Source organism: Candidatus Jidaibacter acanthamoeba (genome assembly GCF_000815465.1).
Taxonomy (GTDB): domain Bacteria; phylum Pseudomonadota; class Alphaproteobacteria; order Rickettsiales; family Midichloriaceae; genus Jidaibacter; species Jidaibacter acanthamoebae.
This window is the reverse complement of sequence record NZ_JSWE01000058.1, coordinates 146,516-171,798: the sequence shown is the minus strand read 5'-3', so window position 1 is coordinate 171,798 and position 25,283 is coordinate 146,516. Positions and strand designations below refer to the sequence as shown.

Sequence of the window (25,283 nt, the reverse complement as noted above, 5' to 3'; positions counted from 1 at the left end):
TTTATTTATATTTTTTTGTCGTAAAAAATTAGCTCTTTGACAGTTAATATAATATAAAACAGCACAAAAATACACATTTAAATTACTAAACAAAGGACCCTGGAGGTTAGGATTTATTGTGCAGCTCATTAGTTACCAGGTTGTTTTTAATTATATATAATACATGTTTAGAAAGCTTATGATCAGGAGACAACTTAGGATGAGCAAAATCACCCGCCCGGTCATGCTGCATACCTATTTTCTCCATGACCCGAATGGAACGCTTATTCATAGGCACCGTAAAAGAAATTATTTCTTTTAACCTGCACTTATTAAATCCGTAGTTTAACACTGCTTTCGCACCCTCGGTTGCATAGCCCTTACCCCAATATAGAGCACCTAAACGCCAGCCTATTTCTGTGCCAGGTGTAAACGGTGCTTTCCAATCAATATAATTAAGCCCGATAAAGCCGATTAATTCTCCTGTTTTCTTAAGCTCAGCAGCAAATAATGTATAATTATTCTTTATATACTGATCATTCATAGCTGAAATAAAGTCCTTAACTTGCTGCATAGTAAGCGCCTTAGGCAAAAACTCTATTACTTTCGAATCTTGGTTAATATCAAAATAAGGTTTAGCATCTTCACCCTTCCAAGTGCGCAAAATTAGTCTATCTGTTTCAATAATTTTCATAATTAGAAATCAGCTATAGTTAGCTGTATAAATGCTTAAAATACTCTATAGCAGCTAACTTAGCAATTAATTTTGGTTAAGCAGATAAAGTATCTAATGATGATGGATTATCATTTGCAAGATAACATTCATTCTCTGAATGCCCTAAGTCTATGCTATTTGAACCCTTTTCTTCTTGCTCATAATACTTTTTACAAATAGATAATAAAGCTTCATGATTAGGCTTTTCATTTTCTTTAAAAAACATCTCTTCAAATGTAATATCATATTCTTTAGAAGGCTTATAATTTTGAGAATCACTACTTTGAACTTGATTATTACCTTCTTCTTTCTTATCTACTTCTTGTATTAAAGCCTTATACTCAGGTTGATTATCAGATTTATCAACTATCATAGATATATTATTATATCCTTCCGTCACATTGATTGAACTATCCTTACTAAGAGTAGCATTACATAATACTTTAAAAACTTCAATATTACCAACCTTAGCAGTAAATTCAAGCGGGGTTCCTTGAAATACATTATGGTTATCTTGCCGGTAATTATAAAGAAAAGCTTGCTTGGTATTTAAATCAAGATCTTTGAAATTATCAAGTAAAACATCTAATGCAACTATGTTATTACTTACTATTGCATCCTGTAGAAGAGCTACGTCAGGCTTCGCACCTGAATCAATTATAACTTTAAAAGCATCATTCTTATTTTCCGCTAAAGCCAGTTTTAAAAATGTACCTTCTATAATTTTGCTGCTATCATCTTTATAATCATATTGGAAAATATGCTTATTATTTAAATCTGAATCTTTTGTATTCTTAAGTATATAGCTTAGATTTTCTATATCTTCATTTAATATTAAATACTCGGTTAAAGTTTTTAATATTTCGAAATTATTTTTATTAATTGCATCTTTAACAGTATGTTGGTCAGGTTTAGCTCCTGCATTAAGCAGGGTTTTGAAAGCATTCTCTTTTTCTTTTATTAAAGATAAACCTAAATATGTGCCCTCAATAATATAACTACGGCCTCCGTCAAGCTTTTTATCATATATTAATGTTCTCTCGGAATTTAAAGCTATCTCTTCAACATTTTTAAGTAATTGTTTTAGTATATCCGCGTTATCAATTAATATTGCAGTTATAAGGGTTAATTGAGTAGGTTTTGCCCCTGCATCTATAAGAGCTTTAAGTGCAATTATTTTATTTTCCGCCAGAGCAAGATCTAAAAACGTACCCTCTTCTATTCTGTTACCATCTACGGTATAATTAAAACGAAAAATATGCTCGGAATTTAAATCTAAATTTTTATTATTCTTTAGTAATAAATCTAATATATCTTCATCAGCAGTTAATATAGCATCTTTCAACTCAGATGGATGAAGTTTTACTCCGGCCTCCACAAGCGATTTAATTGCACTCTTATTATTTAGCATGAGAGCAAAATCTAAAGGCGTACCTTTAAAATAATCATTACCACCTTGCTTGTAATTATAACGGAAAACGTACTCTGCGTTTAAATCATCTTTATTGTTTGATAATATGTTAGATAATAATTCAGGATTTTTAGATAAAATAGCTTGGAATAATTCATCTGCCATATGATTAACCTCAAATTTAAATATTTAATGCAAAGAGATTAAAATATCTTTAACTAAATCTTTATTATAATATAATTAAAAAGTAACAAGTAGTTCTATAATAAATCTTACAACTAAGAATTACATTAATTATAATTTTTTTGTTATTAGATTGCTTTATTTATATTATTGACAGCTCAGCTCATTCATAACTTTGCAAGATTCATCAATTCATACTTTATATAATAAAAAAACACTCCACATTTACTGAAGAGTGCTTTTCATATGATATGGTAATTGATTAAACGGATAAGAAACTTAGAATCTGCTCATTGCATTCATATAATTCACAATAATCATTCTTAAAATGCTCCATAACACTACTGCTTTCATACTGGTCGGAATTAACGTTATATATTCCATAAACAGACGATATTATGTCTTGTTTAGACACATGCACTTCAGTGCTAGAAAATTTTTCAATATCTTTTATATTATCGTTAGTCCACTCATCAATTTTAAATCCGCATTTTTGTAACTCTTTATTCCCTTCAATTCTCAATTTTGCTACTTCTTTTACTAAAGGTTTATGATTACAATTAGGGTTGGTTTTACATTCTCCTATTTTATTATTTAATGACTGTATCTTTTCATAAGTCTCTTTAAAATACTGCACTTTAGTTGAGTGATTAGCTTTTGTCTCACCTATCTTGGAAATAATTGTATTAATCTCGGATAATTTTTCGGTATCCGCTTCCGGAAAAGTTAATCCCGCTAAAACTTTAAATACTTCCGCTTTACCGGATGAGAACGCGAAGTCCAAAGCAGTACCTTTGAACACCTTAGATATTCCTGCTTCATTATATTTAAATTCATGCTTAGTATTTAAATCATTATTAGAAGTATTGTTATATATAACAGAAATTAGCCCTGCATTATCAGATAATATAGCTTTTTGCAAGATAGCAATATCAGGCTTAACTCCATGATTAATCAATAATTTAAGTATTTCTGTATTATTTATTTCCTGCGCTAATTCTAAAGGTGTATATGAGCTATAATTATAATTTAATTTAGTATTTAGATCTAAACTTTGACCGTGTTTAAGTATAACATCAAGCAACTCATTATCGCAGTTCAACATCGCTTTCTTTAAGCTATATAAAGTAGGTTTAGCTCCTGCCTCGGCAAGGGCTTTAAAGGCATCCTTATTACTTATTTCGTGTGCTAATTCTAAAGGTGTATATACGTTACCAATATAATTTAATTTAGTATTTAGATCTAAACTTTGACCGTGTTTAAGTATAACATCAAGCAACTCATTATCGCAGTTCAACATCGCTTTCTTTAAGCTATATAAAGTAGGTTTAGCTCCTGCCTCGGCAAGGGCTTTAAAGGCATCCTTATTACTTATTTCGTGTGCTAATTCTAAAGGTGTATATACGCCACCAATATAATTTAATTTAGTATTTAGATCTAAACCCTGAATATTATTACTCAATATATCATTTAATAACACTGTATCTTTGGAAAGGATGGCTTGGGACAACTTACTTAACATATTTCAAAATACCTATAAGTTTCTTTCATGTAATTATATTATACAATTTTTATAAAATAAAGCAGATACCCTACTTTTTCTTTAAAAAATAGCTTAATATATGACAAGTTTATTAAACTCAGTTTTAGGTAGGTTTGTAATTTAACAACCTATTTCGATCTTTCGATTCTTAATCTTTTAGATTTATTATATAAAAAAACACCCGAACATTTGTAAGGGTGCTTTTTCAAATAATGATGAATAATATATAGGTTTAACGCTTAGAGAACTGGAAGCTTTTACGAGCTTTTTTATGTCCGAATTTCTTACGCTCAACTTTCCTGCTATCTCTGGTTAGGAATCCACCTTTTCTTAATGTTGGGTGTAAATCCGGAACCATTGTATCCAGTACTCTGCTGATTCCGAGTCTAACAGCACCTGCTTGGCCGGATAAACCGCTTCCTTTAACTGTACACATAACATCAAATTGACCGGTGGTTTCCGTGGCAACGAACGGTTGATTGATAATCATTCGTAAAACCGGACGTGCAAAATATTCGGTAACATCGCGATCATTAACTACGATTTTTCCGCTACCTCTAGAGAGCCAAACTCTCGCAGTTGCTTCTTTTCTTCTACCGGTTGCATAAAACCTTTCAACCGAGCCCTTCTTGGAAGAAGCCTTCTTAGTGGTAATTATAGTCGGAGCAGCTTTAGCTTCGGCTGTTTTTTCTTTGCTCTCTACTGCTTTAGGCTTTGTAGTCTTTTTTGCAATATCGTTTATACTTGCTACTTCTGTTTCTTTTTTAGTAGTTTTTTTAATATCTGCCATAAGTTTAATTATACCTTATTTTTTATTCTTTGGATTTTGTTTAGCAATATCTAATGTTACAGGACTTTGCGCTTGATGCGGATGAGCTTCACCTGCATATACATGCAAACTTTTCATTTGTTTACGTGCAAGCGGGCTATCCTTCGGCATCATTCTCTCAACAGCTTTTTCAAGAAGTCTGTGCGGGAATTTTCCGGTTAAGATTTCTCCTTTGGTTCTGCTTTTTATTCCACCCGCATATCCTGTATGCCAGTAAAAAGAATCCTGATCAAGTTTTTTTCCGGTAACTTGAATTTTATCGGCATTAATAACAACAATGTTATCACCTGTATCAATATTTTGTGTGTAAGAAGGCTTGTGTTTACCTCTTAAAATTTTCGCAATTTCCGCAGCGAGTCTACCGAGAACTAATCCATCAGCATTAATTAAATGCCATGCTTTATTAACTTCCGAGGGCTTTGCAGTATAAGTTCCAGCTGTAAATGAAGACATAATATTCTTTATATAGTTTTCTATTCTAAGGTGGCCATTATGCAAATATATATATATTTTGTCAATATTCAAAGTTGAGGGATTTTGAATTCTTGTATTGTTTTTAAAAATTACCCCGAAAATTACTCTCTTCCCTTCCCTAAATTTACATATAGTTATATAGTGCCTAATAAAAAAAAGAGAAAGAATGAACGGCTGGTTATTAATTGATAAACCTGAGAACATCAGTTCAGCAGGCGCACTAAATTTTATAAAAAAATTATTTAAAAGCATCGGTCTCAAAAACATAAAAATCGGACATGCCGGAACACTTGATCCTTTTGCATCCGGGTTACTTATCGTGGGAGTGGGTGAAGCAACTAAGCTAATTAATTATATTATGGATAATTCAAAAGCTTATGATTTCACCATCAAATGGGGAGAAAACAGAGATACTATAGATAGAGAAGGAAAAACAACAGAAGTCAGTGATAAAGTCCCTACCCCGACGGAATTAAAGGCGGTAATTAAACCGTTTTACGGAGTTATAAATCAAATGCCTCCTGAATTTTCCGCGTTGAAAATAAACGGGGTGAGAGCTTATAATCTTGCCCGTCAAGGATTAGAGGTAAAACTTGAATCAAGAAATGTCACTATTTATAATTTAGATATAATTAGCTGCAATGATGATAGCGCGACTTTTGCGGTTAAATGCGGCAAAGGTTTTTATGTAAGATCACTGGCAAGGGATATAGCTTTAAACTTAAGTGCATGCGGCTATGTTACTTACTTAAGAAGAACAGAGAGTAAAAATTTTATAGTTGATGATGCAATTCCTCTGGATAAAATCAAAAATCTATTGCATAATGATGACCAAATCTCTTCTTTGCAATTTTTGCAGAAGAATTTAAAGCCCATAACTTCTGTACTGGACGACATCTTAGTATGGAATTTAAATGAAGCGGAAGCAAAAAAATTAAAAACCGGAATGCCGATTTATTTAGATGCAGAGTTTCATGAAAAGAGCGAAGTCGCAGCATTGTTTAACTTGAAGTTAATTGCAATATGCAACTTTGAAAATGGGCAGCTTAAACCAAAACGTGTTTTTAATTTATAAGGAGTATACGATGTCGATAGCAGCAGAAAAAAAACAGGCTCTTATTAAAGATTTTTCTTTAAGTAGCAACGATACCGGATCAGTTGAAGTTCAGGTTGCAATATTAAGCGAAAGAATCACTAACTTAACCGAGCACTTCAAAGGTAATACTAAAGATTTCCAATCAAGAAGAGGATTATTAGTTTTAGTTAACAGAAGAAGAAGATTGTTAAGTTATTTAAAAAGAGAAGACTTGAATAGATATCAAGATCTAATTGCAAGACTAGGGCTAAGAAAATAACTAATGATGTTATTAGGAATAATTTTTAATTAAAGAAAGTTGCGTTAGCTCTAGCGCAACTTTTTATTTTTTATAGGTAAAGGATGTTTAAACTACACACAAAAATCATTGATTGGAACGGAAAAACTTTAGAACTGGAAACAGGAAAAATTGCAAGGCAAGCAGATGCCGCAGTAGTAGTAAAAATGGGCGGTACAGTTGTTTTATGTACTGTTGTCGGTAATAAAAAGCAGAAAGAAGGAATTGATTTTTTCCCGCTCACCGTTAATTATCAGGAAAAATTTTATGCAATCGGTAAGATTCCCGGCGGATTTAATAAAAGAGAAAGCAAACCTTCCGAGCATGAAACCTTAGTTTCAAGACTTATTGACAGGCCTATTCGTCCGCTTTTCCCACAAGGGTTCTATAATGAAGTACAAATTGTTTGTACCGTACTTTCTTATGACACAGATTATGAAGCTGACGTTCTCTCTATTATAGGTGCTTCGGCAGCTCTTACTATTTCAGGTATTCCGTTTACAGAACCGGTTGCAGCCACAAGAGTCGGATATATTGACGGTAAATTCGTACTCAATCAGACTTATGAAGAAACTAAAACAATCAGTGATCTGGACTTAATAGTATCAGGAACGGAAAGCTCGGTTTTAATGGTAGAGTCCGCAGCTAAAGAGCTAAGCGAAGAACTCATGTTAGAAGCGGTTATGTTCGGGCATAAACAATTCCAACCTATAATTCAGGCAATTAAAGAATTTGCGGCTGAAGTCGGAAAACCTGCATGGGAAGTAAGTTTAGTTGATAACTCGGAGATTGATGCAAAAGTTAAAAAGTTAGCTGAAAAAGAGTTGAAAGCAGCTTATGCTGAGATTCAAAAGCAAGCGAGAAATGAAAAAATTAATGCGGTAGAAGATAAAGTTACAGCAGAGCTTGTCACTAACCAAGGTTTGGATGAGATTAAAGTTAAAAGTGCTTTTAAAAACTTACAAAAAGATTTAGTCCGTAATAATATCTTAGATAATAATCAAAGAATTGACGGCAGGAATCCAAAAGAAATAAGAAATATCGTCGGCGAAGTAGATTTCCTACCTAAGACTCATGGTTCGGCATTATTTACCAGGGGAGAAACCCAAGCGATTTGCGTAACAACACTCGGTACCGAATCCAGTGAACAAATGGTTGAGAATTTACATGGGTTACGCCATGATCGTTTTATGCTGCATTATAATTTTCCTCCGTTTTCCGTCGGTGAAGTCGGTAGAATGGGTGCGCCGGGCAGAAGAGAGATCGGGCATGGTAAGTTAGCTTTCAGAGCTTTAACTGCAATACTTCCTCCAAAAGAAGAATTTCCTTATGCTATAAGAGTGGTTTCTGAAATCACCGAATCCAACGGCTCTTCTTCAATGGCAACCGTTTGCGGCTCTTCTATGTCTATGATGGCGGCAGGAGTTCCGCTTAAGTCTTCGGTAGCAGGTATTGCTATGGGTCTCATCAAAGAAGGGGAGAAATTTTCCGTACTTTCCGATATCATGGGTGATGAAGATTACTTAGGCGATATGGATTTCAAAGTTGCAGGGACAGCAAAAGGTATAACCGCTTTACAAATGGATATCAAAATTAACGGTATTAATGAAGAGATTATGAAAATAGCTCTTTCCCAAGCCAGTGAAGGCAGACTTCATATCTTAGGAAAGATGGATGAAGCAATCTCTACATCAAGATCCGAACTGAATGAAAACGCTCCACGCATCACCTCAATTAAAATTGAAAAAGATAAAATCCGTGAAGTAATAGGTTCAGGCGGAAAAGTAATCCGCGATATTTGTGAAAAAAGCGGAGCTGAGATTAATATTGCTGATGACGGGACTGTTAAAATTGCCTCAAATAATGATGCAGGCACTCAAATCGCACTTAACATGATTAAGGGCATTACTACTAACCCTGAAATTGGTGATGTTTATGACGGTGTTGTTATTAAACTCGTTGATTTTGGTGCGATTATTTCTTTCTTTGGTGTACGTGAAGGTTTATTACACATTTCAGAATTAACCAACGAAAGAGGTAGTAACATTTCTAATTTCTTAAGTCTCGGACAAGCTGTAAAAGTGAAAGTGATCTCGCTTGACCATAGAACAGGTAAAGTTAAGTTAACTCTAAAAGATAAACCTAACTTTTCTGATGATAAGAAATCTTCTTCACAGGAATCCGAAGAATCTACAGAAAGTGAAAGTAAACGTGAACCGAGAGAACCTAGAGGTGAAGATAAACGTGAACCGAGAGAACCTAGAGGTGAAGATAAGCGTGAACCGAGAGAATCTAGAGGTGAAGATAGACGTGAACTAAGAGAACCTAGAGGTGGAGATAGACGCGAACCGAGAGAATCTAGAGGTGAAGATAGACGCGAACCGAGAGAATCTAGAGGTGAAGATAGACATGAACCGAGAGAATCTAGAGGTGAAGATAGACATGAACTAAGAGAACCTAGAGGCGAAAACAAAGATAGAGATGCTAATTTTAGTAGGAGAAAATCTGGGAATGGTCATAAAGCCGATCAAGAAAGAACATCTACCACTGAAATAGCTAAAAAAAAGAAACGTTTCTTCTAAGCTCAAATTTCTAATTCATATAATTATTAGTATAGCGTGTCATTTAGGTTCATTAAACGACACGCTAAAACTAAAAAAGAAGTAATAAATTATTAATGAAAACTGTAGTTTAGTGAATTATTACTAAAATAGTTACTGCTATCATCCGTTAATAATGATTGATTTAAATCTAAACTTTCTTCATTAAGTCCTTGATTATCCCCTACCAGCCTTTTAATATTCTCAAACTTATGCATAAAGATAGCTTTATCAACCTCACTTACTTTGCTTGAAGCGACTATTAAACCGATAGAGGCTGCATTAAGTAAATTAGCGGCATTGAGATAGTTTACGTTGTTTACCTGCCCTTCTTCAAAAACTTGCGGATAAACTTGCTGTTCAAAGCTTGTATATAACGCGTAAACTTTATGTGCAATCCCTAACATTTCACCAATATTACTTAAAGTGAAAGCTGTTTTAGATAATATGGAATCTTCAGGATTATAAGATAAATCTAGCCTATTTACATTACCGAAATGTTTATTAAGCTCATTTATGATACTCTCTGTAGTATTATAAACTTGAAAGTTTTCTTGGATTCCTTCTAAGTTAATATTATTATAAGCAGCATATTTTTCAAGAATCGGTTTTGATCCTAAGTTTTCATAAGTAATCGATACTGAGGTATAGCCTAGTTTATTTAAATATAAGCTAGCAAGATCACTATTTATTGCTCCTGTTGAATGACCCAAATTAATAAGCTTATAATCTCCTACCTGCTCCGCCCCAACCTTCTCTATAACTTTATTTAAAAACCTTACTCCTCCGTCTGTAAATTGATGAGGCACTTCTTGTTTATAAATATCCAACCAAATGGAAAGATCATGGTAAAGTTCCTTAAAGTTATTTATGTTGAATAAAGTCCCGTTATACGCTATGACAATTTGCTTATATTCATTATTAATAAAAGCAACAGCATCAAAAATAAGCGACCCCTCTTTTAAATCTTTTGTATCCAGTAAGATATCCCAATTGTGCGGTATATACTCATGGCTGCGGTTATATGAATAATTTAAAAATTTAATAATATTTTTATGTACTGACATTTTTCCCTCCGGATGTAATACTCCTATAATTTAGTTGTATATAGGTACTTAAGAATTCTGCATTTTACCCCCCAGAAAAACTCCCTTATTAACTTAATTATAGAATAATAAACTTATTTTTTCAATTTTTTCTTAAATTAGCCGATAATATAGCATTTAAGTACAGAAGCGCATAAAATAAATTGGTTGTAGGAGGATTGATTTTTTAATCTTTTATCCTTATTATCTAATGAAGTTTTTATTTTAATAATGTATATGACGAAGCTAAAAGAGTTATATGCCTGCCAAAACTGCGGAGCTCAGTATAAAAAGTGGCAAGGCAAATGTGACGAGTGTAATAACTGGAACACACTAGTAGCTGAAAACTCGGTCGCTTCCCCTTTTAGCAAAAAAACTACTGCAAAACAAAGAGGAACAAGTTTAGAAATTTTCGGATTGAATGAAAGCAACGAGCATATAATTAGACTTCAAGTCGGCATTGAAGAACTCGATAGAGTACTTGGAGGCGGCTTAGTTGCGGGCTCTATCACTCTACTTGGCGGTGACCCGGGAATCGGTAAATCAACTATTTTGCTACAGGTAGCAAATAAATTAGGATTTAACGGTAATAAAAGTTTATATATCAGCGGCGAGGAATCTTTAGAACAAATTAAGCTCCGTTCCCGAAGGCTTAATACTACCGATAACAACGTTAGGGTTGCAATTACTACTAACTTAAAGGATATTATCAGAACATTAGAAAGCTCTTCAGATTTAAGCTTAGTAATTATTGACTCCATTCAAACCCTCTACCATGAAGATATAGAATCAGCTCCGGGCACGGTAAGTCAAGTTAGAGCGTGTGCGTTTGAACTTATTAGAGTGGCTAAAAGTAAAGGGATATCAATAATCCTTGTAGGTCATGTTACTAAAGAAGGCCAAATAGCAGGGCCTAAAGTTCTTGAGCATATGGTAGATACCGTACTTTATTTTGAAGGCGATACTTCAAATGAGTTCCGTATTATCCGCTCAGTTAAAAATAGATTTGGTGCAGCTAATGAAATCGGGATCTTTGAAATGACTAAAGAAGGGTTATCTGAAGTAACCAACCCGTCCTCAATATTTTTACCCCATAGGACACAAGATATAAGCGGCTCAACAATTTATCCGTGCATAGAAGGCAGTAGACCGATCTTACTTGAAATCCAAGCATTAATTGTTCCTTCATTCTTGGCAACACCGAGAAGAGCTGCAATAGGATGGGATTTAAATCGCCTAAACATGATGATAGCAATTTTAAATTCAAGGTTCGGATTAAATTTACTTGATAAGGAAGTTTATCTGAATGTTACAGGCGGGCTGAAAATTACGGAACCGGGCGCGGATTTAGCTGTAGCGGCTGCTTTAATTTCCGCAGCTTCCAACCTGCCTATCCCCGGAGATATAGTCTTCATCGGGGAAGTTGGGCTCTCTGGAGAATTAAGACAAATTTCTCACCTTGAAGCAAGGCTTAATGAGGCGTATAAATTAGGATTTAATAAAGCAATACTTCCTAAATCAAATAAAAACATTACTTGCCAGATTGAGCAAATTTCGTTATCTCACATTAATGAATTAAGAAAAATTATTTTAGAATAACTTTATGAACTTTAACGAATTTAATTTATTAGACATAGCAGTGATAACCATTGTTGCTCTTTCAACTATATTTGCAATTTTCAGAGGACTGATCGGTTCGGTATTATCTTTAACCGGCTGGATTCTTTCTATATATTTAACTGATTTAACTTATCCTCATCTAAAAGAAGTTCTTGCTGATAAGATTTCGAATGAGGTAGTCCTTACGGCAATAGGGTATGGTGGTTTAATGATATTTTTCCTGATATTTTTTGCTATATTAAATGGCCTAATCAGTTCAGTTAAAATATTCGGTTCAAAATTTGTCGATAGTACTTTGGGAGCTTTTTTTGGATTTTTCAGAGGGTTTTTGATTGCTTCATTTTTCTACTTCTTTTTATCAATCGGTATAAGCTTAATAAACGGCACGGAAGTTAAAGACGAAGCAAAAGTAGCACCTAATTGGCTGAAGAATGCTCAAACTTATGATTTATTAAAATTCGGGAAACAGCTTTTACTTACATTTACGTCAGAAGATTTTAATGAAAAACTAGATATATCTTATCAAAAACTTGCCAAAAAAAGCAAAGACGAGAGATTCATTTCTTATGCCAAAGGGGTTATGTTAAAATCGCTTTCTAAAAATGAGCAAAAACATTTTGAAGATATTAAAACTAGAGATTACTTAACGAAATCCGATGAAGAAATTGAGATTAGTAATTTAAGGTCTCTACTTGAGTTATATAGAAATCATCTTAATAAGGAGAATAACTTAAATGGGCTTGATGATAAGGATATAGAGCGCTTAGAAGATATCGTTAATAGCTTCAAACCTAAAAATGACGATCAGAAATAATGGTAAGAAATTATAATTTCGGCATCAGTTTAAAGCTGCTTAATTTACTGTTTTTTACCAGTACTTCACTATTGTTTTTATCATTAAAAACCTCTATCCCCGCATTTCAAATATTTTTTTTAATTTCGGTTACAGGTCTCGCTATAATGCTTCCTTGGCTTTTAACGGTAAAAGAAGCGAGATTAAAGATTAGATCATATAAATTATATTTCTATAGAGCTTTATACAATATAATAGGAATGGTAAGTTGGGTGGAAGCGTTAAAATATATTTCACTTAACGAAGCTTACAGTATTGATTATATGACTCCGATTTTTACTACTATACTTGCAGTTTTATTTTGTAATGAAAAACTAAGTTTAAAATCATTTATCATCTTACTTATCAGCAGCTTTGGAGTCTATATTATAATTTCTTCAGATTATACCGTTAATTTAAACGACGGTACTACAATAGGGGTATTTGCTACATTTATGTGGTCGTGTTATAATATTATCTGCAAACTTCAATCCTCAGAAGATATAGTTGCTCAAACTTTTTATACCTTTTTATTTACCGTAATATTAAGCTTGCCGATTGCACTCTTTATTTGGAAGCCGATTACTTACGATGAACTCTGCACTATACCCGTGCTAGCTCTTCTTACTATTTTTAGCAGTATTACTCTTTTTTCCGCATACAAGACTACCCCTATAGTAATTTTAATGCCGTTTACATTTTCAAAAGTTTTATTCATAGAATTCGGAATGTACATATTTTTTGAAGATACAATCAGTAAACATGCACTGATCGGTGTTATAATCATCTTAATTGCTATGGGATATTTTTTCCATCAACAACACAAAGGAAAAGTATCTCATTAAACTCTATTTAATATTGCACCTTTAATCTTAAAATATTATATTAAAACTTTATAACAATGCGTAAGCATAATTTTGTTTTTGAGGAATTAATGGCAATTGAAATTTTAATGCCAGCACTTTCTCCGACTATGACGGAGGGAAATCTTGCTAAATGGCTAAAAAAAGAAGGGGACACAGTAAAACCCGGAGATGTTATCGCAGAAATCGAGACTGACAAAGCAATAATGGAAGTTGAAGCTGTTGATAAAGGTATTATTGGTAAAATACTTGTCGCGGATAAAAGTGAAGGGGTTAAAGTTAATCAGCTTATTGCTGTTTTGCTTGAAAGCGGAGAAGATCACTCGGCGATTGAAAAAATATTGAAAAAGAATGGTAGCTCTGATCAGAACAAAATCGCTAGTGCAGAACCGACCAAACAAGAACAAAATACAAAACCCGAACCATCTTCTATTCATACACCAAATAGTACAAATCAAGCTAGAGTTTTTGCAAGCCCTCTTGCTAAGCGTATAGCTCAGCTGGAAAATATCGATCTTAGCACTCTTAGCGGCACCGGCCCTCACGGCCGGATTATCAAAGCGGATGTGTTAAACGCAGAACCTACACCCCAGCCTGTCTTTAAAGCTACTTGCTCTACTTTCGGCAGAAATTCTCAGGAATTTTCATTAACTCCGTTAAGCCAGATGCGCAAAATTATTGCTAAGAGACTGGTAGAATCCAAACAAACCATTCCGCATTTCTATCTGACTATAGATTGCAATATAGATAAGCTTTTAAGCTTAAGAGAAGAAATGAACAATAAATCCGTTAAAGTTGATGGCACTCCGAGATATAAAATCTCAGTAAACGATATTATGATCAAAGCCGTAGCAAACGCTCTTCGCGATACACCGCAAGTAAATGCTTCATATACTGATGAAGAAATTAAATTTTACAACAATGTAGATGTTTCAATAGCAGTTGCAATTGATGAAGGGTTAATTACCCCGATAATCAAAAATGCAGATCAAAAATCTTTAAGTATGATCTCTAATGAGATGAAAGAACTTGCTAAAAGAGCTAAAGCTAACCAGCTAAGACCGGAAGAATTTCAAGGCGGCGGATTTAGTATTACTAACCTTGGCATGTTTGGGATTAAAAATTTCAATGCTATCGTTAACCCCCCTCAATCAGCGATTCTTGCGATCGGTGCCGGAGAAGAGAGAGCGGCAGTTATAAACGGCGAAATAAAAGTAGTAAATATGGTAAGCGTTACCTTATCATGTGATCACAGAATTGTTGACGGAGCACTTGGAGCTGAATTTTTAAATAAATTTAAAAACTTTATAGAGTGCCCGGGTTTAATGCTGGTTTAATATTAATTTAAGGGCAAGAGGGAATATATGAATTTTGATATTGTGGTAATCGGTGGCGGACCGGGCGGATATGTGGCTGCTATAAGGGCAGCTCAACTGGGATTAAAAACTGCACTGGTAGAGCGTAAGCACTTAGGTGGTATTTGCTTAAACTGGGGTTGTATCCCAACTAAAGCATTGCTTAAATCCGCTGAAGTTTATCATCTTGTTCAGCATGCCGAAGAATTTGGTATTAAAGTTAAAGGAATAAGTTTTGACTTTGAAAAAATCATAGCACGCTCAAGAGCAACTGCCGAAAAACTTAGCAGCGGTATTAAGCACTTACTTAAGAAAAACAAAGTAGAAGTTTTTGAAGGACATGGTAAAGTTACTAAATCTAAAACCGTGCTCATAGAAAATGAAGGAAAGAAAGTTAACGAGATAAATGCAAAACATATTATTATTGCAACCGGAGCCAGAGCTAGGGTATTACCCGGGATAGAACCCGACGGCGAACATATTTGGTCATATAAAGAAGCGATGACTCCTAAAAACTTACCTAAATCTCTTATAATTATCGGCAGCGGTGCAATCGGAATAGAATTTGCAAGTTTCTATAATATGTTTGGAGTGGAAGTCACTGTTTTAGAACGCAGCCCTCATATCCTTCCGCATGAAGATTATGAAATTTCACAACTTGCTCATAAAGCTTTTGAAAAGCGGGGCATGAAACTGATCACTAACGCTCATGTAAATAAAGTCACTAAGAAAAAAGTCGGCATAGAGATTAGTTATGAGGCGGACGGCAAGATTAAAACTTTAGAAGCCGACAGAATCATCTCAGCAGTCGGAATCGTAGCGAATGTCGAAAATATCGGTCTTGAAAACACTAAAGTGCAGCTGGATAGAGGCTTTATAAAAACTAATCCTTATCTGGAAACCGATGAGCCTGGCATATATGCGATCGGTGATGTAACTTCACCCCCGTGGCTTGCGCATAAAGCGAGCCATGAAGGGATTATCTGTGTAGAAAAGATAGCAGGCCTTAAAGATATCCATCCCTTAAAACTAGAAAATATTCCGGGCTGCACATATTGCTATCCGCAAATAGCAAGTATCGGGCTTACAGAGGAGAAAGCCAAAGAGAAAGGTTTAGAAATTAAAGTAGGCAGGTTCCCTTACTTCGGTAACGGTAAAGCCATGGCAATCGGAGAGACCGAAGGTTTAATTAAAACTATTTTCTGCGCAAAAACTGGTGAACTGATCGGCGCGCATATGGTTGGTGCTGAGGTAACAGAAATGATCCAAGGTTTCGGCTTAGTTAAAAATATGGAAGGTACTGAGCTTGATATAATGCACACTATTTTCGCCCATCCTACCTTATCGGAAATGATGCATGAATCTACCCTTAATGCTTTTTCCAGATCCATACATATCTAATTATTTTAAGGGCTCTTTGAAACTATTAAATAGGTAATCAGAGAGCTCTTTTATCAAACCCCTTGTTTATCATTATGTTTTACTTATTTGTAATAAATATGTTATATTGTAAATAGTATTTTATTCACAGAGTTTATTGTATGAGAGAGCAAAGAGGGTTTACCTTAATGATGGTTTCGGTAGGAATTGTACTTATTTCTCTTTTCGCTGCCGCATCCGTAGGCTTCCGCGCTTCTCAAAGCAATGTTGATAGAAAGCAAATTACTATAAATAAAATGAATGCCATAAATGATGCCCTTACAAGATTTGCTGCTATGAACGGCAGGCTTCCCTGCCCGGCTTCACCGACTGCTACCCCTTCAAGCTCTATTTATGGTACAGAGTCAAGGACTGCTGATACTTATTTTATATGTAATGCTCCTAATATAGTAGAATCCTCCACTATGATGAGATTATTTTTAGGCGCTATACCTACCAGAACTTTGGGACTACCTGATGAATATATGATTGACGGCTGGGGAAATAAATTAGAATACTCGCCTTCACCATATTTATATAAGAGTTATAATGAGGATAACTTAGTTAACTACATAATTAGAGATGCTGCCATAGTAGTCAACAATGCAAGCGGCACAGCAATAGGAGATAATGCCGCATATGTTATAATCAGCAGAGGTGCTAATGGCTACGGTGCATATAATGCTTATTCTTCAAATAGAAATGCTTATCCTCCTGCGAGCTTACCGATTGAGCAAGAGAATTCAGAATGTTACGGAGGCACATGCGGATCGGGACTTGATAATGGAATCTATCAAATAGCAAATAATACTACAAGCTCGGATGATATATTAGTATATAAAAATAAAACCGATTTTATTAACGATTGTTTTATAAAAACCAATAGCCTTAACTGCCTTACCAATCAATGTGTTGATAGCGCAGCTCCCCTAAATTGGCAAAATGCGGTAAGGACTGTTTTAAATAGAGAAGAAAATTTGGTTATTTCATCAAATACAACTCCTCCTTCTCTAGATATTAACAATCTTCAGCTTAATAGGAAGGGCTCTGCAATCTTAAGGTTTAAAATTAATGCTATGGCTACAACTAATGCTACTATTAGATTAAACCTCAAATACGCAACCACAGCTGCACCAACAACTATTGTAGAGTCTACAATCGTTACTTTCTCAACCTCATCAGCTGCTACTTATACTGCTTCAAGTATAGGAAGTAGTTTTTCACCTCTTATTCCAGGAGGTGATTATTTATTTAAAGAATTGTATTTTACTATTTCTACAAATGGCTCGCCTTATAGTGCTTACATGGCTATCTCAAATATTACTATTTCAGATTATGATGCAACTCTTAGTGCTAATGGTAATGCGTCCGTTCAATATTGGAAAAATACATCTACTGGCTCTATTAATCTATTGTCAGGCTTTGAGAATTCAAACTTTATTTTAAACCCAACTTATAAGTATTCAAGATCAGCACTCTCCTTACCAGATAGCGGGTATCAAAGCACTCAATATTATATTGAAAAATTATTCGGTTATATAACCCCAACTACTGCTGGAACTAATCCTCATACATTTTATCTTTCAAGTGATGACGATGCAACATTTTGGTTATCCGACGGCAGTACTTCAAATAGGTTAAACAGAATAGCTACTCTTTATAAACCAAGCCCGGGTAATTCTGCACAGAATTGGACACAGTATGCATCGCAAACTGGAACAGTAAGCTTGACCGGAGGCAAAAGTTATTATTTTGAAGTTTGGCATAGAAATAGTATAGCCGGTGGTTTTTTATATATTGGATGGAAAAAACCGGGAGATAGTTCAATTTCAGTAATTCCAAATAGTTTTCTCTCTACCATCCCTAAAGAACATATTAGCTCAGAACCCGTTTGCAAAGCTTTTTATACAACAACGGCGACATTAACACCTGCGCAAACTAACCAACCGGCTGATATTATACCTTTAAATAATACTTATGGTAGATATGTTAAACTCTCACTTCTTTCCAATCAAACACCAAGCAGTGGGCAAGATTCAAGACAGGATGTATATTTCCTTTCCGAGGTAAGATTTCGAAATCTTGCGAATAACATCATTATACCCGGTATATTTATGACCTCGAGTAATCTATATGTCGATAATGCCAATACGGTTAATGACCAACCATATCAAGGTCTCGGTCTATTGGATACATCTGTTACCTCCAGCGCAACCCTTGCTTCTCCAGGAGATTTTATTACCAATGGTCAATATAAATATAGCAACTGGGTAACCCAAAACACACGTTCCCCTCAATATGTAATTTTTGACTTAGGCTCCAGTATACGACTTAAGGATATACTAATCTGGAATGGAAACCAACTTTTCACCAACGGGGGAGTAACATGTTGCCCGGGCAGATCAGTAAAAGATGTTAGAGTTTCTGTTTCTGATGATCCTTATTTCCTTATATATCATGCAGGCTAGATAGCATTATAACTTTAGTGAAAAATTATAATGGATATTAAATATTTTATATTTATAAAGAGCATATAAGATAACAGGTTATATAATTATTTATGAAAAAAAATTACAACCTTGCTATTAGCTTAAAATTCTGCAATTTATTTTTATTTACCATTATGTCGGTATTAATGGTTACCTTAGGCAGCAAGTTACATGTTATACAAATCTCATTCCTGAGAGTATTTTTCGGCTGCTTTATAGCTTTTTTATACCTCCTTATAATTAAACAAAATATAAGCTTTTCATTAAGCCCTAAAGTGTTAGCAGCTTATATTCTACGTGCTGTTTTAAATTTCGTTGCTCTTGTGTTATGGGTCAAAGCATTACACTTACTCGGGCTTAATGAAGCAAGTGCGATAAGCTATATGGTTCCTATTTGGACTACCCTACTTGCTACTATTTTTTGCGGGGAAAAATTAAACTTAAAATGTGCAGGGGCAATTTTAGTTAGCTTAATCGGAATGTTTATCATTCTTAAACCCAACATTTATGAATTTAAAGTTGAGGGGCTGATTATTGCTTTTGCTTCCACTCTTATGTGGGCAGGATATGACATAACCTGTAAAAAACAAACGACTACCGAACATTATATGCTTCAGACATTTTATACATTTATGTGGTCATCCATAATAAGCTTTCCCTTTGCCCTATATTACTGGCAACCGGTAGAAATGATTGACATATTTGATGCTTCAATTATCAGCGTTATAGGAGTTACCAATGTTACTGTATTATTTCTCTCCTATAAATTTGCCCCAATTACGGTTCTGATGCCGTTTAGTTATTGCCGATTGATCTTCATGGGTATTGCTTCCTATTTAATATATAATATATATCCCGGCTCACATTTAATAATTGGAGCTTGCGTCATAGCTTTAGCCAGCTTTTACATCTTTATTGAACAGAAGAAAGGCAAACTTCAAGTTGAAGTCAAGTCCTGACGGGAAATTAAGACGTATTTAATTATTATGTCCTTTTACAAGCTCACCATTCACAATTTTTGCCGGAATATATAAACCATCAGTTTGGTAGTAAAAATTAGTGAAGATAAATATACAAAAGCATATTAGGGCAATTACCATAGCGGTTATAAAAGCTTTAAATAAATCTTTTGAAAAAAACTTGGGCTGTTTATTGCCGTATCTTAATGCTTTTCTATTACTATAAATAAATGACACAATATATAATAATAGCGGCAACACAGCAGGTAATAAAAATAACATTATTCTACTCATAATAAGCTCCCTGATTTTATCCACTGACCTTTTTCATCTTGGGTAATAAAATTACATACTCCACCCATCTCATTAATTTTCTTTAACTTATCTTTAGTTGAATTGAGGATTTTTTCATTATAAAAAAACAAATATTTTTCATAATTATTAAGGTTGGAAGGAATATAATTTTCTGCAACAATCGCAATAAAATTTGCTTTTGTAATGTTATCCTGTTCAGAAGTAGTTATATATATAGGGTTTCCTTCTCTTAGCTCATCTTTATAAGTGGCATGAGGCAGAAAAGAAAGCTGGCTATAGACCCATAATAAATCATCTAATAAACTTATTTGCTCATCATTTGCAGCAAGCAACACAATTTTGTTTCCTCTCGCTACTATGCTTTCTAATAGCTTCGGCAATATTTTAAAAAAATTAGCTTCCGGAATCTTATAAAAATTTACTTCTTTTTTGCTAGGCATTCATTAACTCCTTAACTCGTCTTACCGCGATAATTAATAATGATACCCAAGAATCTGAATGACTGGCTTTAAGCTCGGAAATAAATTGGTTATATTGCTCCTTATCCGAGGTCTTAACTAAACAGCACGCTTCAACGCTATCATCAATTACTTTAACGGTTTCTTTTTGCAGTAATATTTCCTTCTTAGTCAGCTCCATATGTATATCTTCAATTTCGCTAACAATTGACCTTAAAGCAACATTTTCGATGTACTGATTTGAAGTATATTTTTTTGCCTGAGACAGCATCCAGTTTAGGTGCATTTTTTCACCCAGCAAATAAAATGCCTTAGCGACTTTAAGCACATTCTCTTTTACAATATCGGCGATAACCACTATATCACATGCGGAAACTGCCGCCTTAAGTGCAATAATACCATTCATAAGCTCTAAAGGTATATCATACCCTTCAAACATATGAGTAAACAACTCAATTTCAGAAAGTAAAGTATTTGAAACCAACTCATTATAATTAGATAATATTTGATCTACACCGTCTTTATATTTTTTCACCATATCATCTAAATTATTCAATGAGTGATTATGTCTTAAAAACCAACTGATATTCCTTTTAAGTAAGGTTTGCAGCTCTTTGAAAAGCAATATTTTAATATGCGGAGGTACATTTCCGGTTAAATCTTCTACCAATTTCCAATATTTTGAAATATCAAATATTTCTCGTATAGCGGTAAATGCTTTAACTAAGTCTTCGGGGTCATGACTTGTATCATCCAATAGTTGGTGAAAATAACAACAGCCGAGCATATTTACGAAATCATTGGTCATCATGGTTGCAACGATTTGGTTTTTGAGCTTATGCTCTATAATTAAATCTTTCGATTTTTCTCTTAGCACTGTTGGGAAATACTTAAGCAAATATTTATAAAAGAACTTATCTTTCAAAAAATCATATTCAGAAAGCATATTAAAAATTGAGTTTTTAGAATAAGCTACAAGTACGGAAATTTCAGGTCTTGTCAGTTTACCGCCCTCAGCTTTTAAGGTAGATATCCGCTCTATAGAAGGTAAAAACTCTATGTCTCTATCCAATTCTTTCTTAGACTCCAGACGCTTGATCAGCCATGCATGCTGATCTAAATTTTCATTCCCTCTCTCTTCTTCAATGCTGATAATCTGAGTTTGTTTCATGTTATCCTGTAAAACCAGCTCAGAAACTTCATCCTTCATTTGGTCAAGAATAATATTTCTTTCCTCTAAAGTAATTTTAGAGTTATTTAAAGCTTCAGAGAAAGCTATCTTAATATTTACTTCATGATCCGAACAATCTACACCTGCCGAATTATCAATAAAGTCGGTATTAATTTTCCCGCCTCCTTTAGCATATTCTATTCTCCCTAATTGGGTGAAACCTAAATTTCCGCCTTCACCAATCACTTTACATCTTAAGTCCTTACCGTTAACTCTTAAATTATCGTTAGCCTTATCACCGATTTTATCATTCGTTTGGCTGGTAGCCTTCACATAAGTACCGATTCCTCCGTTCCACAACAAATCAACTGGCGCTTCCAAAATAGCTTTAATTAATGCATCGGGTGATAATAAATCTTCCGTAATATCTAATACTTGTTTAATTTGTGAAGATAATTTAATTGCTTTATCCGTTCTACTAAATATCCCCCCTCCTTCCGAGATCAGCTTAGCATTATAGTCCGACCACTGGGAGCGAGGTAAATAAAATAATCTTTCTCTTTCTTTAAAACTCGCTTCAGGTTCAGGATTCGGATCAATAAAAATGTGTATGTGATTAAATGCCGCAATTAATTTAATATTTTGGGACAGCAGCATTCCATTCCCGAATACGTCCCCCGACATATCCCCGATTCCAACCACAGTAAACGGATCTTTTTCAATATCCATTCCCAGTTCTCTAAAATGTCTTTCAACCGATACCCATGCACCCTTAGCCGTGATACCCAGCTTTTTATGGTCATACCCCGCAGATCCCCCCGAAGCAAAAGCATCGCCAAGCCAAAAATTATATTTTAAAGAAACTTCATTGGCATGATCGGAGAATGTTGCCGTACCTTTATCTGCTGCGACCACAAGATAAGGGTCTTCATCATCAAATCTTACTACATCCTTAGGCGCTACTACCTTTCCATCCACTATATTATCAGTAACATCCAATAAACCGCTTAAGAAAGTTTTATAGCAATCAATTGCCTCTTGAAATACTTCTTCTCTGCTCATGTTAAGTGTAGTACTTTTAAGCACAAAACCGCCCTTAGAGCCGACAGGAACTATTACGGCATTTTTTGTCATTTGAGCCTTCATAAGTCCTAAGACTTCAGTTCTAAAATCTTCCGAGCGGTCAGACCATCTTAATCCTCCCCTTGCTACTTTACCTCCCCTTAAATGCACGGCTTCAACCCTTTTTGAAAATACAAAGATTTCTGCATAAGGTTTAGGCAGTGGAATATCCATAACTTCTGATGAAGCAATTTTTAGTGATAAATAATCTTTATACTGATTATTTTCATAGGTTTGGAAGTAATTAGTTCTTTTAGTTGCTTGTATTATATTTAAGAAGGTTTTGATAACCTTATCTTCAGTAATGCTTTTTACCGCGGCAAGTTTTTCATTAATGTGAGCAATTAGTTTATTTATATCTGCTTCACTTCTCTCTCTATTTGGATTAAATCTTAGCTCGAACAACTCAACTAATAACTTAGTAAGTTCATAATTATTTACCAATGCATCTACAACATATTCTAAAGTGAACTGAAAGTTGATTTGCTTTAAATATTTTGAATATGCTCTAAGAAGGTTAGCCTGGCGCCAGTTAAGGTTACTGAATAATATTAAGCTATTAAACCTATCATCTTCAATGCTTTGATCCCATATTTTATTTAATGCTATTTCTATATTGTCTTTAAATTCATTGGTTAAATTGAATTCAGATAGCTTGAATTGAAGCCTAAAGTGATGAATATAAAATTCTCTAACCGCTCCTAAATCTTTTAATGAAACTTTAAATGTTAATACATCAGAGGCAAAGAAACCTATATGCTCTAAAATAGGCAAGGTAGATGACAGTGCCAATCTTTCATCGGGAGAAAATATTTTTAGCTGAAGTACTCGTTTATCCGATTCCTCATGCTCATAAAGATTAAATTTTACCGTATTATCCTGCAATGAAGCTTCTATTATCTCAATATCATTTACTGCTTCTTTAGCGGTAAAACTTGAAGTATATTTAATATCAAAGGCATCCTTATATATTAAATATTTAGCTTTTGCATCTTTGCGGGAATATTTTTGTCCTAATGCATGCAATAAATAATCACCCCAGACACTAATGGCTTTTACTATACTTTCTTCTATCTCAGTAACATCATATCGGGGAATATTATTCGGTTCGGTTTTTAAAGTTATTTGCAGATTTGCAAGCTGCGACTCACTAATGTTTACATGCTGACTGGAGATCACTCCGTTAAAGACATTGCAAAGCATACTTTCAATCGTTTCTCTTACTTCCGTACTAAATCTTGATTTTGGAATAAAAATTAAGCAGGTAATAAATTTTTTGGAAGTATCCTGCCTTACAAACAGCTTAACTTTCGGCATCAGTGCTAATGAAACTATTCCTTTTGCCGTCTCTAAAAGCTCATCTTCATGCATTTGTATTAATTCCCCTCTCGGGAAATTTTCAAGTGCGGTCACCAGCTCTTTACAATTATGGCTATATTCCGGGTACCCGTATTTTTCAATTACGTTAAAAACTTTTTTTCTGATAAGCGGGATGGTTTTTACGGATTGGTAATAAACCGAAGAAGTAAAAAAGCCTAAAAAATCAAGGGTACGGATACATTTTCCTTTATCATTAAATTCTTTAATTATTACATGATCCATATGAGAGGTTCGGTGCACAAGCGAGCGTCCATCCCATTTTGTAATAAATAAAACATCTTCGGATTCATATTGACCATCAAAATGAGATTCTTCCAAATAATAAGCTTTATTTTTTAACCCTCCCATAACACTATCTTTCTCAGGGATTACCGAAGAATTTATAATCTTAGACTCATAGCAACCGACAAATACGAAATTTCCGTTAATTAACCAGTTTAGAAACTTGATATTCTCTTCTTTTAACTCGGGATCTTTGCTTAATTTATAATTTTCAATCAGCTTCTTAGCATCCTCCATTTTTTTACGCATCGGTTGCCAATCATTAACGGCAAGATTAACACATTCTAGAACTTGCTCAATTATATGATAAAATGAGGCAAGATATTCATCTCCACACCATTTAGAGATATGGAATTGTATTATTGATTCTTTGCTGCTGGTTTTGCTTTCTGAAAAGCTTATAAAATGCCCGTCTTCTTCCCTTGCAATCATTACCGCCTGGTGAGTGATCAAGTGAATATCAAAATCTTCAATTTTTAATTGGTTGCTGATTGAATCAACTAAAAATGGTATATCTTTATTTATCACTTCCAGGATAATTTGCTCTTTATCCTTATTAGGTTTGTATATATGGAGTTTTGTTTCTTCATCTTTTTTGCTTTGCATCAACCTAAAAGTTGAGGCGGCGGCCTTAAATAAATAATCAGTTTCAAATAAAGATAATTCATCGTACGGCAAGCTGGAATAAAGGATTTTTATGAACTGTTTTAAATTTTTATCGTTAGTCTTGAGTGTTAATTGCTCAATTATAAGCTCATTATTTCCTAAATCATTTTGTGCCATAAAATTTTCCCTCATTATTTTGTCAAAACCAATTTATTTTCCA

18 protein-coding genes and 1 pseudogene are annotated in these 25,283 nt (G+C 34.2%); 10 read left to right on the top strand and 9 right to left on the bottom strand.

The window, feature by feature from the left end; all coding sequences use genetic code 11:
- Nucleotides 1-106: 106 nt before the first annotated feature.
- The 5 genes from NF27_RS02165 to rplM form a co-directional block, all read right to left on the bottom strand.
- Complete coding sequence (locus tag NF27_RS02165; RefSeq protein ID WP_084212754.1) at nucleotides 107-673, bottom strand: GNAT family N-acetyltransferase; 567 nt, start codon at nucleotides 671-673, stop codon at nucleotides 107-109.
- Nucleotides 674-749: 76 nt separating this feature from the next.
- Complete coding sequence (locus NF27_RS02160) at nucleotides 750-2,270, bottom strand: ankyrin repeat domain-containing protein (RefSeq protein WP_039455276.1); 1,521 nt, start codon at nucleotides 2,268-2,270, stop codon at nucleotides 750-752.
- Between the two features lie 280 nt (nucleotides 2,271-2,550).
- Complete coding sequence (locus tag NF27_RS02155) at nucleotides 2,551-3,810, bottom strand: hypothetical protein (protein WP_039455274.1); 1,260 nt, start codon at nucleotides 3,808-3,810, stop codon at nucleotides 2,551-2,553.
- A gap of 253 nt (nucleotides 3,811-4,063) precedes the next feature.
- Entirely contained in the window at nucleotides 4,064-4,573 is a 510-nt protein-coding gene (rpsI, locus tag NF27_RS02150) for a 30S ribosomal protein S9 (RefSeq protein ID WP_410518012.1), read from the bottom strand.
- Nucleotides 4,574-4,636: 63 nt separating this feature from the next.
- Nucleotides 4,637-5,113, bottom strand: a complete 477-nt coding sequence (rplM, locus tag NF27_RS02145) for a 50S ribosomal protein L13 (protein WP_039455369.1) — start codon at nucleotides 5,111-5,113, stop codon at nucleotides 4,637-4,639.
- A gap of 187 nt (nucleotides 5,114-5,300) precedes the next feature.
- Here rplM and truB point away from each other — a divergent pair, with 187 nt between their 5' ends.
- The 3 genes and pseudogenes from truB to pnp form a co-directional block, all read left to right on the top strand.
- Nucleotides 5,301-6,209 carry a tRNA pseudouridine(55) synthase TruB gene (gene truB / locus NF27_RS02140; RefSeq protein WP_039455272.1) on the top strand — a complete coding sequence of 303 codons (909 nt, stop codon included), beginning with the start codon at nucleotides 5,301-5,303 and terminating at the stop codon, nucleotides 6,207-6,209.
- A 10-nt stretch (nucleotides 6,210-6,219) separates the two neighbouring features.
- On the top strand, nucleotides 6,220-6,489 hold the full coding sequence (rpsO, locus tag NF27_RS02135; protein WP_039455263.1) for a 30S ribosomal protein S15: 270 nt from the start codon (nucleotides 6,220-6,222) through the stop codon (nucleotides 6,487-6,489).
- 83 nt (nucleotides 6,490-6,572) lie between these two features.
- Nucleotides 6,573-8,789, top strand: a pseudogene (pnp, locus tag NF27_RS02130) (polyribonucleotide nucleotidyltransferase); the annotation flags it as partial.
- Between the two features lie 392 nt (nucleotides 8,790-9,181).
- Here pnp and NF27_RS02125 read toward each other — a convergent pair.
- Nucleotides 9,182-10,174 carry a hypothetical protein gene (locus NF27_RS02125; RefSeq protein ID WP_039455261.1) on the bottom strand — a complete coding sequence of 331 codons (993 nt, stop codon included), beginning with the start codon at nucleotides 10,172-10,174 and terminating at the stop codon, nucleotides 9,182-9,184.
- 255 nt (nucleotides 10,175-10,429) lie between these two features.
- Between NF27_RS02125 and radA the strand changes: the two genes are divergently transcribed.
- The 7 genes from radA to NF27_RS11015 all read left to right on the top strand — a co-directional run bounded on the left by radA (nucleotide 10,430) and on the right by NF27_RS11015 (nucleotide 19,729).
- Nucleotides 10,430-11,791: a DNA repair protein RadA gene (radA, locus tag NF27_RS02120; RefSeq protein ID WP_039455366.1), complete on the top strand. Its 1,362-nt coding sequence runs from the start codon at nucleotides 10,430-10,432 to the stop codon at nucleotides 11,789-11,791.
- 4 nt (nucleotides 11,792-11,795) lie between these two features.
- Nucleotides 11,796-12,626 (top strand): CvpA family protein, encoded by an 831-nt coding sequence (locus NF27_RS02115; RefSeq protein WP_039455259.1) that lies wholly within the window; start codon nucleotides 11,796-11,798, stop codon nucleotides 12,624-12,626.
- Nucleotides 12,626-13,489 carry a DMT family transporter gene (locus tag NF27_RS02110; RefSeq protein ID WP_039455258.1) on the top strand — a complete coding sequence of 288 codons (864 nt, stop codon included), beginning with the start codon at nucleotides 12,626-12,628 and terminating at the stop codon, nucleotides 13,487-13,489. The genes NF27_RS02115 and NF27_RS02110 overlap by 1 nt, the downstream gene beginning before the upstream one ends.
- Before the next feature lie 89 nt (nucleotides 13,490-13,578).
- Nucleotides 13,579-14,844, top strand: a complete 1,266-nt coding sequence (locus NF27_RS02105; RefSeq protein ID WP_039455363.1) for a pyruvate dehydrogenase complex dihydrolipoamide acetyltransferase — start codon at nucleotides 13,579-13,581, stop codon at nucleotides 14,842-14,844.
- Nucleotides 14,845-14,871: 27 nt separating this feature from the next.
- On the top strand, nucleotides 14,872-16,263 hold the full coding sequence (gene lpdA / locus NF27_RS02100; protein WP_039455256.1) for a dihydrolipoyl dehydrogenase: 1,392 nt from the start codon (nucleotides 14,872-14,874) through the stop codon (nucleotides 16,261-16,263).
- Between the two features lie 140 nt (nucleotides 16,264-16,403).
- Nucleotides 16,404-18,749: a PA14 domain-containing protein gene (locus NF27_RS02095; RefSeq protein ID WP_039455253.1), complete on the top strand. Its 2,346-nt coding sequence runs from the start codon at nucleotides 16,404-16,406 to the stop codon at nucleotides 18,747-18,749.
- Between the two features lie 92 nt (nucleotides 18,750-18,841).
- Nucleotides 18,842-19,729 carry a DMT family transporter gene (locus NF27_RS11015; RefSeq protein ID WP_053332497.1) on the top strand — a complete coding sequence of 296 codons (888 nt, stop codon included), beginning with the start codon at nucleotides 18,842-18,844 and terminating at the stop codon, nucleotides 19,727-19,729.
- Between the two features lie 18 nt (nucleotides 19,730-19,747).
- Here the strand turns inward: NF27_RS11015 and NF27_RS02085 are convergent, their stop codons facing one another.
- The 3 genes from NF27_RS02085 to NF27_RS02075 are packed head-to-tail and all read right to left on the bottom strand — an operon-like array spanning nucleotide 19,748 to nucleotide 25,240.
- On the bottom strand, nucleotides 19,748-20,023 hold the full coding sequence (locus NF27_RS02085) for a hypothetical protein (RefSeq protein ID WP_039455251.1): 276 nt from the start codon (nucleotides 20,021-20,023) through the stop codon (nucleotides 19,748-19,750).
- Nucleotides 20,020-20,484: a DNA polymerase III subunit chi gene (locus NF27_RS11010; RefSeq protein WP_053332496.1), complete on the bottom strand. Its 465-nt coding sequence runs from the start codon at nucleotides 20,482-20,484 to the stop codon at nucleotides 20,020-20,022. The genes NF27_RS02085 and NF27_RS11010 overlap by 4 nt, the downstream gene beginning before the upstream one ends.
- Nucleotides 20,477-25,240 (bottom strand): NAD-glutamate dehydrogenase, encoded by a 4,764-nt coding sequence (locus NF27_RS02075; RefSeq protein ID WP_053332495.1) that lies wholly within the window; start codon nucleotides 25,238-25,240, stop codon nucleotides 20,477-20,479. The genes NF27_RS11010 and NF27_RS02075 overlap by 8 nt, the downstream gene beginning before the upstream one ends.
- Between the last annotated feature and the right edge of the window lie 43 nt (nucleotides 25,241-25,283).